Annotated in this window: 14 protein-coding genes; 13 read left to right on the top strand and 1 reads right to left on the bottom strand. The window is 75.2% G+C overall.

Translation table 11 applies throughout. The features are described 5' to 3' along the window. Positions 1 to 42: 42 nt before the first annotated feature. Positions 43 to 1,221 (top strand): macrolide family glycosyltransferase, encoded by a 1,179-nt coding sequence (locus HS045_RS02895; RefSeq protein ID WP_196449616.1) that lies wholly within the window; start codon positions 43 to 45, stop codon positions 1,219 to 1,221. Further along, on the top strand, positions 1,221 to 2,714 hold the full coding sequence (locus tag HS045_RS02890) for an AfsR/SARP family transcriptional regulator (protein WP_196449615.1): 1,494 nt from the start codon (positions 1,221 to 1,223) through the stop codon (positions 2,712 to 2,714). The genes HS045_RS02895 and HS045_RS02890 overlap by 1 nt, the downstream gene beginning before the upstream one ends. Before the next feature lie 108 nt (positions 2,715 to 2,822). Here the strand turns inward: HS045_RS02890 and HS045_RS02885 are convergent, their stop codons facing one another. Beyond that, complete coding sequence (locus tag HS045_RS02885) at positions 2,823 to 4,412, bottom strand: FAD-dependent monooxygenase (RefSeq protein ID WP_196449614.1); 1,590 nt, start codon at positions 4,410 to 4,412, stop codon at positions 2,823 to 2,825. A 143-nt stretch (positions 4,413 to 4,555) separates the two neighbouring features. On the opposite strand from HS045_RS02885, the gene HS045_RS02880 reads away from it, so the two are divergent. From HS045_RS02880 to HS045_RS02830, 11 genes are all read left to right on the top strand, one after another. Further along, a complete protein-coding gene (locus HS045_RS02880; RefSeq protein ID WP_196449613.1) occupies positions 4,556 to 5,305 on the top strand; it encodes a 3-oxoacyl-ACP reductase family protein in 750 nt (249 codons plus the stop codon). Positions 5,306 to 5,323: 18 nt separating this feature from the next. Then, the gene (locus tag HS045_RS02875) at positions 5,324 to 5,617 is read left to right on the top strand and encodes an acyl carrier protein (protein WP_184939121.1); all 294 of its coding nucleotides are present in this window, start codon (positions 5,324 to 5,326) and stop codon (positions 5,615 to 5,617) included. 113 nt (positions 5,618 to 5,730) lie between these two features. Next, positions 5,731 to 6,177 carry a 3-hydroxyacyl-ACP dehydratase FabZ gene (gene fabZ / locus HS045_RS02870; protein WP_196451015.1) on the top strand — a complete coding sequence of 149 codons (447 nt, stop codon included), beginning with the start codon at positions 5,731 to 5,733 and terminating at the stop codon, positions 6,175 to 6,177. A gap of 2 nt (positions 6,178 to 6,179) precedes the next feature. Next, complete coding sequence (locus HS045_RS02865) at positions 6,180 to 7,247, top strand: aminomethyl transferase family protein (protein WP_230883402.1); 1,068 nt, start codon at positions 6,180 to 6,182, stop codon at positions 7,245 to 7,247. 31 nt (positions 7,248 to 7,278) lie between these two features. Further along, a complete protein-coding gene (locus HS045_RS02860; RefSeq protein ID WP_196449611.1) occupies positions 7,279 to 9,663 on the top strand; it encodes a beta-ketoacyl-[acyl-carrier-protein] synthase family protein in 2,385 nt (794 codons plus the stop codon). Further along, the gene (locus tag HS045_RS02855) at positions 9,660 to 10,388 is read left to right on the top strand and encodes a nitroreductase family protein (RefSeq protein ID WP_196449610.1); all 729 of its coding nucleotides are present in this window, start codon (positions 9,660 to 9,662) and stop codon (positions 10,386 to 10,388) included. The genes HS045_RS02860 and HS045_RS02855 overlap by 4 nt, the downstream gene beginning before the upstream one ends. Further along, complete coding sequence (locus HS045_RS02850; RefSeq protein WP_307827358.1) at positions 10,385 to 11,632, top strand: FAD-dependent oxidoreductase; 1,248 nt, start codon at positions 10,385 to 10,387, stop codon at positions 11,630 to 11,632. Before HS045_RS02855 ends, HS045_RS02850 begins: the two co-directional genes overlap by 4 nt. Continuing rightward, positions 11,629 to 12,498: an alpha/beta fold hydrolase gene (locus HS045_RS02845; RefSeq protein WP_196449608.1), complete on the top strand. Its 870-nt coding sequence runs from the start codon at positions 11,629 to 11,631 to the stop codon at positions 12,496 to 12,498. The genes HS045_RS02850 and HS045_RS02845 overlap by 4 nt, the downstream gene beginning before the upstream one ends. A gap of 14 nt (positions 12,499 to 12,512) precedes the next feature. Beyond that, the gene (locus HS045_RS02840) at positions 12,513 to 13,418 is read left to right on the top strand and encodes an ACP S-malonyltransferase (RefSeq protein ID WP_196449607.1); all 906 of its coding nucleotides are present in this window, start codon (positions 12,513 to 12,515) and stop codon (positions 13,416 to 13,418) included. Between the two features lie 86 nt (positions 13,419 to 13,504). After that, positions 13,505 to 14,047, top strand: a complete 543-nt coding sequence (locus HS045_RS02835) for a phosphopantetheinyl transferase (protein ID WP_196449606.1) — start codon at positions 13,505 to 13,507, stop codon at positions 14,045 to 14,047. Further along, positions 14,044 to 14,895, top strand: coding sequence for an ester cyclase (locus HS045_RS02830; protein ID WP_196449605.1), 852 nt, complete (start codon positions 14,044 to 14,046; stop codon positions 14,893 to 14,895). The genes HS045_RS02835 and HS045_RS02830 overlap by 4 nt, the downstream gene beginning before the upstream one ends. Positions 14,896 to 14,903 lie beyond the last annotated feature (8 nt).

The raw sequence follows: 14,903 nt of genomic DNA, 5'->3' as shown, positions 1-14,903 counted from the left end.
AATGAACCGAAAGACGTTCACATGACGGGGCACTGCCTTTTTATGTGTCATCCCGACCACGGCCACGTCATTCCCACCCTGGCCGTGGTCGCCGAATTGACGCGACGAGGTCATCGCGTCACCTATCTCACGGCGGAGCGCACCGCCGCCCTCGTGGCCCAGGCGGGGGCGGAGGTCGTCGCCTACGACTCTCCGTACGCGCGGATCGGCTCGCGCGAGCGGGAGGACGACCCCCTGCGCCTGCTCTCGCTCCTGCTGGAGGAGAGCGAGGCCATGCTCGGCGCGCTCGACCGCCTGCCGGAACGGCCCGACGCGATCGCGTACGACGTCTCCGTCCTGCACGCCGGCCGCGTCCTGGCCCGGCGCGGGAGGATCCCCGCCGCCCAGTTCATCCCGATCTTCGCCTCCAACGCCCACTACTCCGCCCTGGCCTCCATGTACGAAGGCGAGGACGGCGACCGGTCCGGCCGCGGACTGCCCGGCTGGGTCGACGGCGTGCTCGACCGCGTCGGCGCGCTGGCCCGCCGGTACGGCGTCCGCGACGACCCCGCCGCATTGTGGTGGGAGGTCCAGGACTGCAACGTGGTGACGCTGCCGCGATCGTTCCAGTTCGCGGGGGAGACCTTCGACGACCGGTTCGCCTTCGTCGGGCCCTGCCTGGGGGAGCGGCCGTTCCTGGCCGAGTGGGAGCCGCCGGGCGACGGGCTGCCGGTGGCGCTGCTGTCGTTCGGGAGCGTGGCCACCACCCGGCCCGAACTGCTCCGCGCCTGCGCGCAGGGGCTCGCCGAGCTGCCCTGGCGCACCGTGGTCACGCTGGCCGACGGCCTCGATCCGGCCGATCTCGGGCCGCTGCCGCCCACCGTCGAGCCGCGCCGCCGGGTGTCGCACCTGAGCGTGCTGCGGCACGCGTCCGCGGCGGTCACCCACGGCGGCGTGGGCACCTCCATGGAGGCGCTGTCCCAGGGCTGCCCGCTGGTCGTGGTGCCGGCCACCGCCATGGACGGGCCGCCCGCGCGGCGGATCGGGGAGCTCGGCCTGGGCGCCGTCCTGGACCCCGGGCGGCTGACCCCCGCGCTGGTGGCCGAGCAGGTGCTCGCCGTCGCGGGCGACCCCGGCGTGGGCCGGGCCGTCGGCGCCGTGCGCGCCGAGATCCACGCCTCGGGCGGCGCGTCCCGGGCCGCCGACGTGCTCGAACGCCTCCTGGTGCGGGAGGCGGTGTGATGGGGGCCCCCGCGTTGGAGTTCCGCGTGCTCGGCCCGGTCAAGGTGATCAGGGACGGCGCCGAGCTGTCCATGAGCGCCAACCGGGAGCTGGTGATCCTGGCCTGCCTGCTGCTCAACGCCGACCGGGTGATGAGCGTGGAACGGCTGATCGAGGCCGTGTGGGGCGGGTCCGCGCCGTCCAGCGCGTGGCGGCAGGTGGCCATCTGCGTGTCGCGGCTGCGCCGGACGCTGGGGGCCGGGACCATCGAGACCTCCAGCCCCGGCTACCTGCTGCGGGCCGTGCCCGACCGCATCGACTGGCTCCGGTTCACCGCCATGGTCGACAGGTCGCGCGAGCTGGTCGGCCTGGGCGCGGCGGAGGCGGCCGTCCGGCTGCTGCGGGAGGCGCTGGCGCTGTGGCGGGGCAGGCCGTTCGAGGACATCCGGGGGCTGCGGTACGACGTGGCGCGGATGGAGGAGTCGCGGCTGGAGGCGCTGGAGACCTGCCTGGAGCTGGAGATCGAGCTGGGGCGCCACCACCAGGTGATCCCCGAGCTCGTGGCGCTGGCGGCCGAGTCGCCGTTCCGCGAGCGGGTGCGGGCCCAGCTCATGCTGGCCCAGTACCGCGCGGGGCGGCGGGCCGAGGCGCTGCGCACCTACCAGGAGACGCGCCGCCACCTGCTGGAGCAGATCGGCCTCGAACCGGGGCCGGCGCTGCGGCGGCTGCACGAACAGATCCTCAGGGACGAGGTCGCGCTGATGCGGCCCCGTGCCGCCGCCTCCCGGCCCGTCGCCGTGCTGCCCTGCCAGCTGCCGCCGCAGGTCCTGCCGTTCGTGGGGCGGCAGGAGGAGCTGGCCGCGCTGGACGCCGCCCTGCTCGGGGACGCCGCGCCGGCCACCGCGGTCATCAGCGGCCGCGGCGGCGTGGGGACGACCGCGCTGGCGGTGCGCTGGGCCCACGCCCGGCTGGACGCCTTCCCCGACGGGCAGCTCTACGCCGACCTGACCGGCGCCGATCCGGACGCCGTGCTCGACCGGTTCCTGCGCGCGCTGGGCGTGCCGGCCCGGGACCTTCCCGGCGACCCCGACGAGAAGCTCGCGCTCTACCGGAGCTGCACCGCCCGGCGGAGGGTGCTGGTGGTGCTGGACAACGCCCGTGACGGCGACCAGGTGCGCGCCCTGCTGCCGGGCGGCGCGCACTGCCGCGTGCTGGTCACCGCCGGGGACCCCCTGGACGACCTGGTGGCCCGGCAGGGCGCGCACCGCGTGTTCCTGCGGCCGCTGCCCGAGGACGCGGCGTGGGAGCTCGTCGGCCTGCTGGTCGGGGCCGCGCCCGTGCAGGAGGTGCGCGAGCTGGTGGCCACCTCCTGCGGCGACCCCCTCTCGCTGCGGCTGGCGGCCGCCCGCCTCCGCTCCCACGACTCCCGCGGCTCCCGTGACGCCCGTGACGCCCGTGACATGGTCCCGGCCCAGGAGGGGCGGCAGGGGAAGGCGGGGCAGCCCGCCGCGTGACCCGCCGGAGGTGCTCCTTCTCAGCGGTGTTCCGCCAGGGCGTCAGCGGTGTTCCGCCAGGGCGTCAGCGGTGTTCCGCCAGGGCGTCAGCGGTGCTTCGCCAGGGCGTCAGCGGTGCTTCGCCAGGACGGTGGCGAGGGCCGTCTCCAGGGCGCGGGGGGAGGGGGCGCCGTCGCGGACGCGCCAGGCCGTGTGGCCGTCGGGGCGGACGAGGACGGCGCCGCGCGGGCCGAGCCCGTACTGCTCCGCCCAGGTGGGGGAGGCGAGGGCGGCGGCCCCGTCCGTCCCGCCGATCTCCACCGCGCGGACCGGGAGGCCGGCCGAGGCCTGGAGCCAGCCGCTGCCCGCCGGTGTCAGCAGCGCGAAGTGCGGGCCGAGGAGGTCGAGCGTGGAGACCCGGCCGTCCCCGCCGGCCAGCCACACGTGGGGGGCGCGGTGGCCGGGCCGGGCCGTGGGGACGTGGTCGCGGTAGGGGTCCTCCACCGTAGGGGGCGGGGTGCCGTCGGGGACGACGGCGCCGGAGTCGTAGTGGTGGCCCAGGACCAGGCCCTCCGAGCTGCGCCGGTCCGCCTGCCGCCGGAGGGCCTCGGCCATGGGCAGGCGGCCCTCCATCATCTGCCGGGTGATCCAGGCGTTGGTCAGGCTCTCGTCCACCGTGCGGACGGCGATCGGGCGGCGTTCGGCCTCGTAGGTGTCCAGCAGCCCCTCGCCCGCCCGCCCGTGCAGGACGGCGGCCAGCTTCCAGGCCAGGTTGTGGGCGTCCTGGATGCCGCAGTTCATGCCGAAACCGCCCTGCGGGGTCGCGACGTGGGCGGCGTCGCCGGCCAGGAAGACCGGGCCCGCGCGGAAGGCGGTGGCGACGTTGGCCTGCTGCAGCCACGGCATGACGCCCAGGAGCCTGACCGGCAGGTCGGGCACCCCCACGGCGGCCCGTACGGCGCGCAGGCACGCCTCCTCGGTGAAGTCCTCGGGGCTGCCGCCCTGCGCCGGGTCGTACCCCGTCTGCACCATCCAGCGCAGCCGGTGGTCCACGGCCTCCACGGCGCACGGCGGGTCGGTCAGGAACGACAGGGCGGCCCGGCGGTCGGCGGGCAGGAAGCCGAGGTCGGCCTCGAACATGATGCTGATCATGTGGCCGAGCGGGGGAGGCCCCTCGGTGGTGATGCCCAGCGACGCGCGGACCCCGCTGCGGACGCCGTCGGCGGCCACCAGGTAGCGGCAGCGCACCAGCGCCGGCTCCGGGCCCTCGACCAGCGCCTCGACGCCGGACCCCGTCACCGCCATGCGGGTCAGGGCGGTGCCGAAGCGCACGTCGGCCGACGATTCGGCACGCCGGCGCAGGATCACCTCCAGCACGTCCTGCGCGCACAGGTACGTGTACGTCGGGCTCTGCGGCGCGTCGCGGTCCAGCTCGGCCGAGGCGCGGACGAAGTCGCCGGCGGTGAGCGAGCTGCCCACGCCCACCGCGAGGTACTCCTCGCGCGGCATCCCCGCGCTCTCCACCTCGTCCTGGAGGCCCCACGCGCGAAAGAGCTCCATGGTCCTGGTGGTGACGAGCCGCGCCTTGGGGAAGACCGACGTGCCGGAACGGCGCTCCACGAGCAGGGTGGAGACTCCGTGGCGGGAGAGCTCGACGGCGGCGCAGAGCCCCACCGGGCCGCCGCCGACCACGAGGACTCCGACATCGAGCTCTTTCATGACGGCCAGCGTTACGCAGCTCCATTGTCCGGTCAATGCGGGGATGGCCGCGTGATACAGGCGTGATACAGCGCGTCGATAGCTTTATTCACGAAAGATCCAGATAAGTCGATCCGGTGATTGTCGAATTCCTGGAGACCGTGATGCTGTTTGCGCAGGGCGCCGTGGCGCTGGTGACCGGCGGGTCGCGCGGAATCGGCCGGGCCGTCGCGCTCGACCTGGCCCGCGAGGGCGCCACCGTCATCGTCAACTACGCCCGCTCCGAGCACGACGCCAAGGAGGTCGTCGCGCGGATCGAGGAGGAGGGCGGCCGGGCGACGGCCGTCCAGGCCGACGTCACCGACGAGGAGGCCGTACGCGCCATGTTCCGCGCCGTACGCGCCGGCCACGGGCGCCTCGACGTGCTGGTGACCAGCGCGGGCATCACCTCCGACCGCTACCTGGTGACGATGGGGCTGGAGCAGTTCCGCGCGCCGGTCGAGACCAACCTGGTCGGCACCTTCCTGGCCTGCCGGGAGGCGCTCCGGCTGATGCAGCACCAGCGCAGCGGCGCGATCGTGACGCTGTCGTCCTCCAGCGGGCTCGACGGGGGCTTCCCCGGCCAGACCAACTACGTGGCGTCCAAGGGGGCGATCATCGCCTTCACCCACGCGCTGTCGAACGAGGCGGCCCCCCACGGCGTGCGGGCCAATGTCGTGTGCCCCGGGTTCGTGGCCACCGACATGACGCGCAGGGTCCCCGCGGACCTCAAGAAGCAGTACGAGTCCCGCATCCGCCTGGGCCGCATGGGCCGTCCCGAGGAGATCGCGTCCATCGTGAGCTTCCTGGCCTCGGCCAAGGCGTCGTACATGTCCGGATCCGTGGTGGTCGCGCACGGCGGCGGCCTCGGCTGAGCAAGACAAGGAACAACCATGACCATGGACGAACTCCGCGCCAGGGCCGCGGCTCGGCAGCAGACGTGCTCGCAGATCAAGAAGATGATCGTCTCCCGGCTCGACCTGGAGATCGACCCCGACTGGATCACCGACGACCAGCCGCTGTTCGGCCGCGGGCTCGAACTGGACAGCCTCGACGTGCTCGAACTGTACGTGGCCATCGAGGCCGAGTTCGGCGTGGCGCTCTACGACAGCGACATGGCGGTGTTCGGTTCGGTGTCGCGGCTGGCCGAAGAGGTCGACCCGGCGCTGCGGGCGGTCTCCGCATGACGGCCACGGACCAGGCCCCGCCGGGCCAGGCCCCGCCGGGTACGGACCGGGCCCCATCGGGTCAGGCCCCGCCGGACGCGGGTCAGGCGCCGCAGGGGAGGGCGCCGGCCGCCGTGCAGCTCTCCCACGACCAGGTACGGCAGGTGCTGCCGCACCGGTGGCCGATGCTGCTGCTCGACCGGGTCGGCCCCGTGGTGCCCGGCGTCAAGGGCACGGCCACCAAGAACGTGGCCGGGACCGAGCTGTGGTTCCAGGGGCACTTCCCCGCCGAGGCGGTGCTGCCCGGCGTCGTGATCGTCGAGGCCATGGCGCAGCTCAGCGGGGTGGTCTTCGCCCTGGCCGGGGCCAGTGAGATCAGCTACCTGGCGGGGGTCAGGTCGATGCGGTTCCGCCGCCCGATCGTCCCGGGCGATCAGGTCACCCTGACCGCCGAGCGGACCGCGGGCGGCGGCGGGTTCGCCGAGTTCCGCGTGTCGGCGCGGGTGGACGGCCAGGTCGCCGCCGAAGGAAACCTCACGATCGCCGATCCGGCGTCCCAACGTACCGCGCGAAAGGTGTGACCATGGCAAGCGTCCTCGCGACCGAGCATCCGCAGGACACGGCGTACGGCGAGGTGGGCGACGCCACCGTGCCGCTGCGCTTCTCCTCACTCGCGGAGGAGTACCGCGTGCTCAGAGACCGCGCCGCGGTCCTGGACCTCGGAGGGCACGGCCTCATCCAGATCACCGGATCCGGCGGCGTGGACTTCGCGCAGCGCGTGCTGGCCCGCGACGTGGAGTACCTCACCTCCGACCGCTGCATGATGAGCCTCGTCCTGGACGAGTCCGGGCAGGTCGTGGACCAGGTCCTCGCCTTCGGCCGGGAGGACGGGCTGCTGCTGGAGAGCTCCTGCGGCGCGGGCGCCCGGCTCCTCGACCACCTGCTGGCCCGGGTGGCGGACGACGACGTCGAGATCACCGACCGCTCCGGCGACCTGACCGTCATCGGGCTGGAGGGCCCCTACGCGTGGGGCGTGGTGGGGCGGCTGATCGACGCGGAGCTGGCCTCGCTGCCGTTCGAGTCGGTGGTGGACACCGCCTGGGACGACGTGGAGATCGTCTTCGCCCGCACCGGCCTGACCGGCGAGTACGGCTACCAGATGATCGTCCCCGTCGAGTCCGCCGCCGCCCTGTGGCGCAGGTCGCTGGAGCACGCGCAGGCGGCGGGGACGGAGGCGCTGGAGCTGGCCATGCTGGAGGTGCGGCAGCCCGTCCCGCGGCACGAGGTCACCCCCGGCGCCTCGGTCATCGAGATCGGCGCCAACTGGCTGGTCGACATCACCAAGGACGACTTCGTCGGCAAGGACGCGGTCGTCGAGGCGTTCGAGGCCGGCGGCGGGCGGCGCACGATCGGCTTCACCGGCGGCTCCGGCGTCCCCGCCCGGGGCACCCGCGTGCAGGCGGCCGGCCAGGACGTCGGCGAGGTGGTGTACGCCGTGCACAGCGTCGGCCTCGACGCCACGCTCGGCCTGGCCCGCGTGACGGGGGACCTGGCCGCCGCGGGGCTGGAGCTCAGTGTCGGGGGCCTGCCCGTGACCACGTTGACCAGCCCCTACATCGTGCCCAAGAGCTGGAGCATCCCGATCATCTGATCGGGCCGGCGCCGAGTGAAGGAGAACGAGTATGGCGCTGCGGCCCGTCGTGGTCACCGGCCTGGGCATCGTCTGCGCGGCCGGCCGCGACCCCGCCGAGTTCTGGCGGCGGCTCACCGCCGGCCAGGGCGGGCTCACCCCCATCGAGGACGAGGCGTTCGCCGTGTTCACGGCCCGGTACGCGGGCCGGGTGCCGGACGCGTGGATCGACGACCGGCTCCCGCAGGAGGACCGCGGCTGCGACCGCACCGTCCGGCTCGCGCTCGTCGCCGCCCGCCAGGCCGTCGAACAGGCCGGTCCGGCCGCCCGCGGTACCGGGCCGGGCCGGGCGGGCGGCCCCGATCCCGAGCGGTTCGGGATCATCCTCGGCAAGTGCCAGGCGACGCCCGACGCGGCGGGCCGCTACCAGCCCATGCACCGCACGGCCGACGTGGTGGCCGAGCGGCTGGGGGCGCGCGGGCCGCGCATCCTGGTCTCCACCGCCTGCGCGGCCGGGGGCAACGCGGTCGGCCTGGCCAGGGACAAGATCCTCACCGGCGAGGCGGACGCGGTGCTGGCGGGCGGCGTCGACCCGCTGCTGTTCGGCACGTACGCGGGCTTCGCCGGGCTGCAGGCGCTGAGCACCGGCCCCTGCCGCCCGTACAGCCGCTCCGACGGGCTCAACCTGGGCGAGGGCGCGGCGTTCCTGCTGCTGGAACCGCTGGACCTGGCCCTGGCCAGGGGCGCGACCCCGCTGGCCGAGGTGGCCGGCTACGGCCTGTCCGCCGACGCCTACCACGCCACCGCCCCCGACCCCACCGGCCGGGGCGGGGCCAGCGCGGTGCGGCGCGCCCTGGCCGACGCCGGTCTCACCCCCGCCGACGTCCACTACGTCAGCGGCCACGGCACCGGCACCCCCGCCAACGACACCATGGAGGCCAAGGTCATGCGCCTGGTCTTCGGCGAGCGCGCCGGGCGGGTGCCCACCAGCAGCATCAAGTCGTTCGTCGGCCACACGCTGGGCGCGGCGGGCGCGGTGGAGGCGGTGGCGAGCGTGCTGGCGCTCCAGCACGGCGTCGCCCCGCCCACGATCGGCTTCGAGGACGAACCGGCCGCGACCGACCTGGACTTCGTGCCCAACGCGGCGCGGCCGATGGCGATCGACACGATCGTCTCCAACAACTACGCCTTCGGCGGCAACAACGTCTCGCTCGTGCTGACCCGGCCCCGCGGGCCGCGGCCGTACGACGCGCTGCCGCGCCGCCCGGCCGTGATCACCGGTCTCGGGCCGGTGACCGGGGTCGGCGCCGGGATCGCCGAGGTCGCCGGCGCCGTCGTCGCGGGCCGCGGGGAACCCGGGAGGCCGCCGTCGCTGGACGGGCGCACGTACGCCCCGCGCTCGCTGTGGCGGCACATGAACCACCTGTCCCGCATGGCCATCGCCGCCTCCCGCCTGGCCTGGGAGGACGCCGGGCTGAAGCTCCCCAGGAAGGCGCTGGAGGAGGTGGGGCTCGTGTTCGCCACCGCGGCGGGGTCGGCGGAGAGCACCGGCGGGTTCGACGAGAGCATCGTGCTCAACCCGAACAAGCCCGCCGTGCTGAGCTTCTCCAACGTCGTGCTGAACGCCACCGGGGGAGCGGTCTGCCAGACGCTCGGCCTGCGCGGGCCCACGACGACGATCTGCAACGGCGGCGCGTCGGCCTCGATCGCCCTCGACTGCGCGCTGGAGATGATCCGGGCGGGCAAGGCCGAGGTGGTCCTGGTCGTCGCCGCCGACGAGACGACCGCCCCCGCCCCGCCGCCGGACCCGCCGGACCCGCCGGACCCGCCGGTCCCGTACGGGCGGGGGGCGGTCGCGCCCGTGCCCGGGTCGGCGGCCGTGGCCTTCGTGGTCGAGTCCGCCGAGCACTGCGCGGGCCGGGGAGGACGGGCGTACGCGGCGGTGGCCGGCACCGCGCACACCACCGGCACCGGGACCGAGGCGGTGCTGCGCGGGCTGCCGGAGGAGCCGGTGGCCGCAGCCGCGACCGGGGCCGCGACCGGGGCCGCGACCGGGGCGGGGACCGCAGCCGCGACCGGGGAGTCGGTGGCCGGGGCCGGGGCGGTGGAGCTGGTGCTCGGGGCCGCGACCGGGAGGCCGGAGGACGGGGAGGAGGCCGCCGCGGTGCTCGGCTGCGCACCGGGCGCGCTGCTGACCGCCTCGGCCGGGCTGACCGGCGACTGCCAGGCGGCCACCGGCGCGCTGAACCTCGTCCTGGCCGCCCTGGCGCTGCGCGAGCAGATCGCGCCCGCGCTGACCGGGCTGACCGCCCCGCGCGCCGGGACCCTCGACTCGTACGTGACCGGACCGGACCTGCCCGCCCCCGTCCGCCGCGCGCTGGCGTTGACCGCCGCCCACGGCTCGGTACGCGGTGCGGTGCTGCTGGAGGCCGTATGAGCGCGCCGCCGTTCGACGTGGCCGAGACGGACCGGCTGCTGACCACCACCCGGTCCGTACGCCGCCGCCTCGACCTGGAGCGGCCCGTCCCCCGCCAGGTCGTCGAGGAGTGCCTGGAGGTCGCCGTCCAGGCGCCCACCGCCAACAACCACCAGAACTGGCGCTGGCTGGTCGTCACCGAGCCCGCCGCCAAGGAGCGGCTGGCCGAGATGGTCCGCTCGTCGTGGCAGTTCCACCTCAACGACATCTGGACGAGGGCCGGCCGCCGCCGCCACCACCGGCAGGCCCGCCGCAACCACGACTCGGCGCAGGCCCTCACCGAGACGATCGCCCGGGTGCCCCTGCTGGTCATCCCGTGCGTGCTCGGCCGCCCGCCGGACGCCGCGGCCATCAACGCCGCCTGGCGCGAGCGCATGGCGGACAAGGTCTCCGAGGACCCCGGCCACCAGGTCCGGCACGGCGAGACGCGGGCCAGCATCTTCTACGGATCGATCTTCCCGGCGATCTGGTCCTTCCAGCTCGCCCTGCGCAGCCGGGGCCTGGGCAGCACGATGACCTGCCTGCACGTCCCGCACGAACGCGCCGTGGGGCGGTTGCTCGGCATCCCCTCCGGGGTCACGCAGGTGTGCATGATCCCGGTCGCCTACACGGTCGGCACCGACTTCCGCCCCGCCGACCGCCACGGCGCCAAGGAACGCACGTACTGGGAGAGGTGGGGGACGTGACCCGAGGACCGGAACAGCCCGACGTCGTGATCGTCGGCGGCGGCATCTCCGGCGCGTCAGCGGCCTGCAGACTGGCCGCGGGCGGGTTGTCGGTGGTGCTGCTGGAGAAGCAGGACGCCTACCGCGACCTGGTGCGCGGCGAGTGGCTGGCGCCGTGGGGCATCAGGGAGGCCCAGCGGCTCGGCGTGTACGACTGCTTCTCCGCCGGCGGCGGCTGGGAGATCCGCGAGTGGATGACCTGGGACGAGGCCGTCACGGAGGACGAGGTCGAGGCGGTGGACATGACCCGGTTCATCCCGGGCATCGGCGGCCCGCTGTCCTTCCCGCACCACAGCGTGTGCGAGCTGATGGCCGAGCAGGCCGTGGCCTGCGGCGCCCGCCTGGTCATGGACGCCGCCAGGATCGGCGTCACCGCCGGGGCGCGGCCGGTGGTGACGTACCGGACGCCCGAGGGCGCGCACGAGCTGCGGCCCCGCCTCGTGCTCGGCGCGACCGGGCGCGGCAACACCGTCGGACGCCAGATCGGCGTCACCATGCGCAACTCCATGCACCACTGGGGCGGCGGCATGATGGTCGAGGGCCTGGACGCCTGGCCGGCGGACGTGCAGGCCATGGGCACCGAGGGCGACGTGATGTTCATGGTCTTCCCCCAGGGGTACGGCCGCGCCCGCCTGTACCTGAACTTCCCCACCGCGAACAAGCACCGCTACCGGGGGCCGGGCGGGGTGGAGCGGTTCCTGGCCGCGTTCGAGCTCGACTGCCTGCCCGACCGGGGCAAGGCGGTCACCGAAGCCGCGCCGGCCGGGCCGCTGTCGGTGTGGCCGTCGGTGTCCAGCGTCCCCGAGGGACCGCCCGTGGCCGAGGGCGTGGTGCTGATCGGCGACGAGGCGGGCAACGCCGACACCGTGCTCGGCACCGGCCTGTCCTGCGCGATGCGCGACGCCCGCACCGTCTGCGACATCCTGCTGGCCTCCGGCGACTGGTCGCCCGGGGTGTTCGCCCCGTACCTGGAGGAGCGGAACTTCCGCCTGGAGCGGCTGGACTTCGGCGCCTCCATCGTCAGCAGGCTGCACGTCGAGTTCGGCCCGGCGGCCGTCGAGCGGCGGCGGCGGGTGCGCAGGCTCATGGCGGAGAACTTCGCCGCACAGGTGACCGGGCTGCTCAACATGGTCGCCCCCGAGGACGTACCGGAGTTCGGTTTCAGCGAGTTCTTCGCTGAGCGGCTGTTCAGGGAGACGGCATGACCGAGAAGAAGTCCGTCCGCGTCAACGGCGTGGAGCTGGCCTACGTGGACGAGGGCGAGGGCGACGCCGTCGTCCTGCTGCACGGCTTCCCCGACTCCTCCCACCTGTGGCGGCACCAGATCCCCGCCCTGGTCGAGGGCGGGTTCCGGGTGATCGCACCCGACCTGCGCGGCTTCGGCGACTCCGGCAAGCCGCAGGAGGTCGAGGCGTACGGCATGCAGACCATCGTCAACGACGTCGTCGCCCTGACCATGGAGCTCGGCGTCAGACGGCCCCACCTGGTGGGCCACGACTGGGGAGCGGCCATCGCCTGGATGTACGCCTTCCTCATGCCGCGGCGCGTCGACCACCTGGCGGTGCTGTCGGTCGGGCACCCCGGCGTGTTCGCCAACCCGTCGCTGGAGCAGCGCGCGGCCTCCTGGTACATGCTCTTCTACCAGTTCCCCGGCGTGAGCGAGGAGCTGCTGCGGCGCAACGGGTGGCGGCTGTTCAAGGAGATCATGGGCCGGGACGGCGACTACGACCGCTACCTGCGCGACCTGGCCAGGCCCGGCGCGCTGACGGCCGGGCTCAACTGGTACCGCGCCAACCGCTCGCCCGCCGCCGAGCTGCGCCCCGCCCGGCCCTTCCCGCCCGTGCTCGCGCCGACGCTCGGCATCTGGGGGGCGGGGGACAAGGCGCTGCTGGAGGAGGGCATGGCCGCCTCCGGCAAGTTCGTCAAGGGCCCCTGGCGGTACGAGCGCATCGAGGACGCCGGCCACTGGCTGCCGCTCGACGCCCCCGGAGAGGTCAACAAGCTGCTGCTCGGCTTCCTCGGCACCGAGCGGCCCGCGCACCAGGAACGGCGTCCGCGCCGCCGCCTCTGAAAGGTGTTCATCGCATGCTCGGTTATCTCTTTCCCGGTCAGGGGACCGTCCGCGTCGGCATGGGCGGGTGGCTGCGCCGCCGTCCCGCCGCACGGGAGCGGCTGGACCGGTTCGACGCGCTGCTGGCGCGGCCGATCGCGCCGCTGTGCGCCCGCGGGCCCCTGGAGCGGCTGGTCGCCACCGAGCACGCGCAGGTGGCGGTGACGGCCTGCAACCTGGCCGCGCTGGCCGTCCTGGGGGAGGAGGGGTACGAGCCCGCCGTCGTGGCCGGGCACAGCGTCGGCGAGCTGAGCGCCCTGCATGCGGCCGGGGTGCTGACCTTCGACGACACCGTGCGGCTGGTCGAGGTCCGCGCGCGGCTCATGGCCGGGGTGGGGACGTCCGGCGGCATGCGGGCGGTGATGGGGCTCCCGGTCGAGCAGGTGGAGGACCTGGCCGCGTCCGCCTCCGCGCCGGCGGAGCCGGTCGTGGTGGGGCTGGAGAACGCGCCGGGGCACGTGGTGGTCTCGGGGGCGCTGCCCGCCCTCGACCGGCTGACCGCGCTCGCCACCGCCGCCACCAAGATCGTGACGCTGCGGGTGGGGAACGCCTTCCACTCGCCGCTGATGGCGGACGCCGTGCCGGGGTGGGCCGAGGCCGTACGGGGGGTGCCGATGCGGGAGCCGCGCGTGCCCGTCGTGCCGAACGTCACCGGCGAGCCGACCACCGACCTCGGCGTGCTGCGGGAGGCCCTGGTCGCCCAGCTCACCGGCCGGGTGCGGTGGACGCGCACGGTCGCCGCGATCGACGCCGTCGCGCCCGGCGTGGAGGTCGGCGACAGCAAGGTGCTCGCCGGCCTGTCCCGCCGCGCCGAGGCCCGCTGCCTCAGCATGGCCGACCCGGGCGCCCTCCGCCGCCTCGCCAAGACGGTGGCGGCGTGAGCGCGGGCGGCGGTGTGAGCGGTGGTGCGCCCGGCGTCCGGGCAGGCGGGGTGAGCGGTGGTGCGCCCGGTGGCCGGGCAGGTGGGGTGAGCGGTGGTGCGCCCGGTGGCCGGGCAGGTGGCGGGGGCGGCGGCGGGCCGGACCGCTGGGGGAGCGCCGTCGTCGGGTACGCGGGGCTCGCCCGGCCGCAGGACCTGGTCGGCGCGATGCCGCTGGAGGAGGTCTTCACGCCCGCCGAGCGGGTCAGGTCCGCCGACGGCCGCACCCTCCAGCACTGGGCGGGGCGGCTGGCCGCCAAGCGCGCGGTGCTGCGCCTGCTCGGCGTGCCGCCCACGGCCGGGCGCCTGGGCCAGGTGGAGGTGCTGCCCGAGCCCACCCCGGCCTGCCGGGGCGACGCCGCCTGCCTCGACGGGCACCCTCCGGCGGTCCGCCTCACCGGCCGGCTGGCCGGGCTCGACGGTCCCGGGGGCCGCATCCGCGTCTCGCTCAGCCACACCGCCCGGTACGCCCTCGCCGTCGCCCTGCGCGCCGCCCGCCTCCCCGGGGAGGCGGGCCGTTCCGCCGCCCGCCTCCCCGCGGACGCGACCGGCTCCGCCGCCCGCTCTCTCCACAACGAGGAGGACCGGTGACCGACGCCAGGACGATCGCGGAGGAGCACCTGCGGGCCTGGTGCGACGGCGCGCCCGAGGCCGTCGCCGCCACGGCCGCCTCCTTCTCCGACCCCGACTCCGGCGGGCCGGTGGCCGGCGCGGCGCTGGCCGCGTACGCCGCCGCCGTGCGGGGACGCTTCCGCAACCCGCGCTTCGAGGTCGACCGCGTGATCGGGGACGCCGGCGCGGCCGTCGCCTCCTGGACGCTCACGGCCGACCACCGGGACGCCTACCTGGGCATCCCCGCCACGGGCGGCGCCGTCACCGTCCGCGGCACCGACCTGGTGACCGTGCACGCGGACGGCGCGCACGTGCGGCGCGACTTCGACCGGCTGGCGCTGGCCGGGGCGCTCGGATACGGCGCGCGGTTCGTACCCGAGTCCGACGGGACGCGCGAGTTCGGCGTGAGCGCCCGCGCCGCCACCGGCCGCACCGAGCGCCCCGGCGCGCTCGTCCTGACCTGGCTGGAGGTGCGCGACGACGCCGAGGCCGCCGACGTGGACCTGCTCAGCGTGGAGATCGTCAAGTCCCTGCGCGCGGCCCGCGGCTTCCTCGGCGTGACCACGTTCGACATCGGCGACCGCAAGTACACGCTGAGCGCCTTCGACCGGCCCGAGTCCGTCCGCGCCGTCCACGCCCGCCCCCACCAGCGCGCCGTACGCCGCTTCTTCAAGAGCGGCCTGTGCACCCGCGTCCACACCAGCGTGTGGCGGCCGGTCCGCGCCCGCGACTACGCCCGCTGCCCGGACTGCGCGGCGGCCGTCGTGACCGGCGCGGACGCGGCCTGCCCGTGCGGCTGGACACCCGGTGACGCCCCGACCCTGTGAGACCCGCC

The sequence above is a fragment of the Planomonospora sp. ID82291 genome, assembly GCF_015711645.1.
Taxonomy (GTDB): Bacteria; Actinomycetota; Actinomycetes; order Streptosporangiales; family Streptosporangiaceae; genus Planomonospora.
The sequence above is the reverse complement of the archived record's forward strand: the minus strand, read 5'-3'. Positions and strand labels throughout refer to the sequence as shown.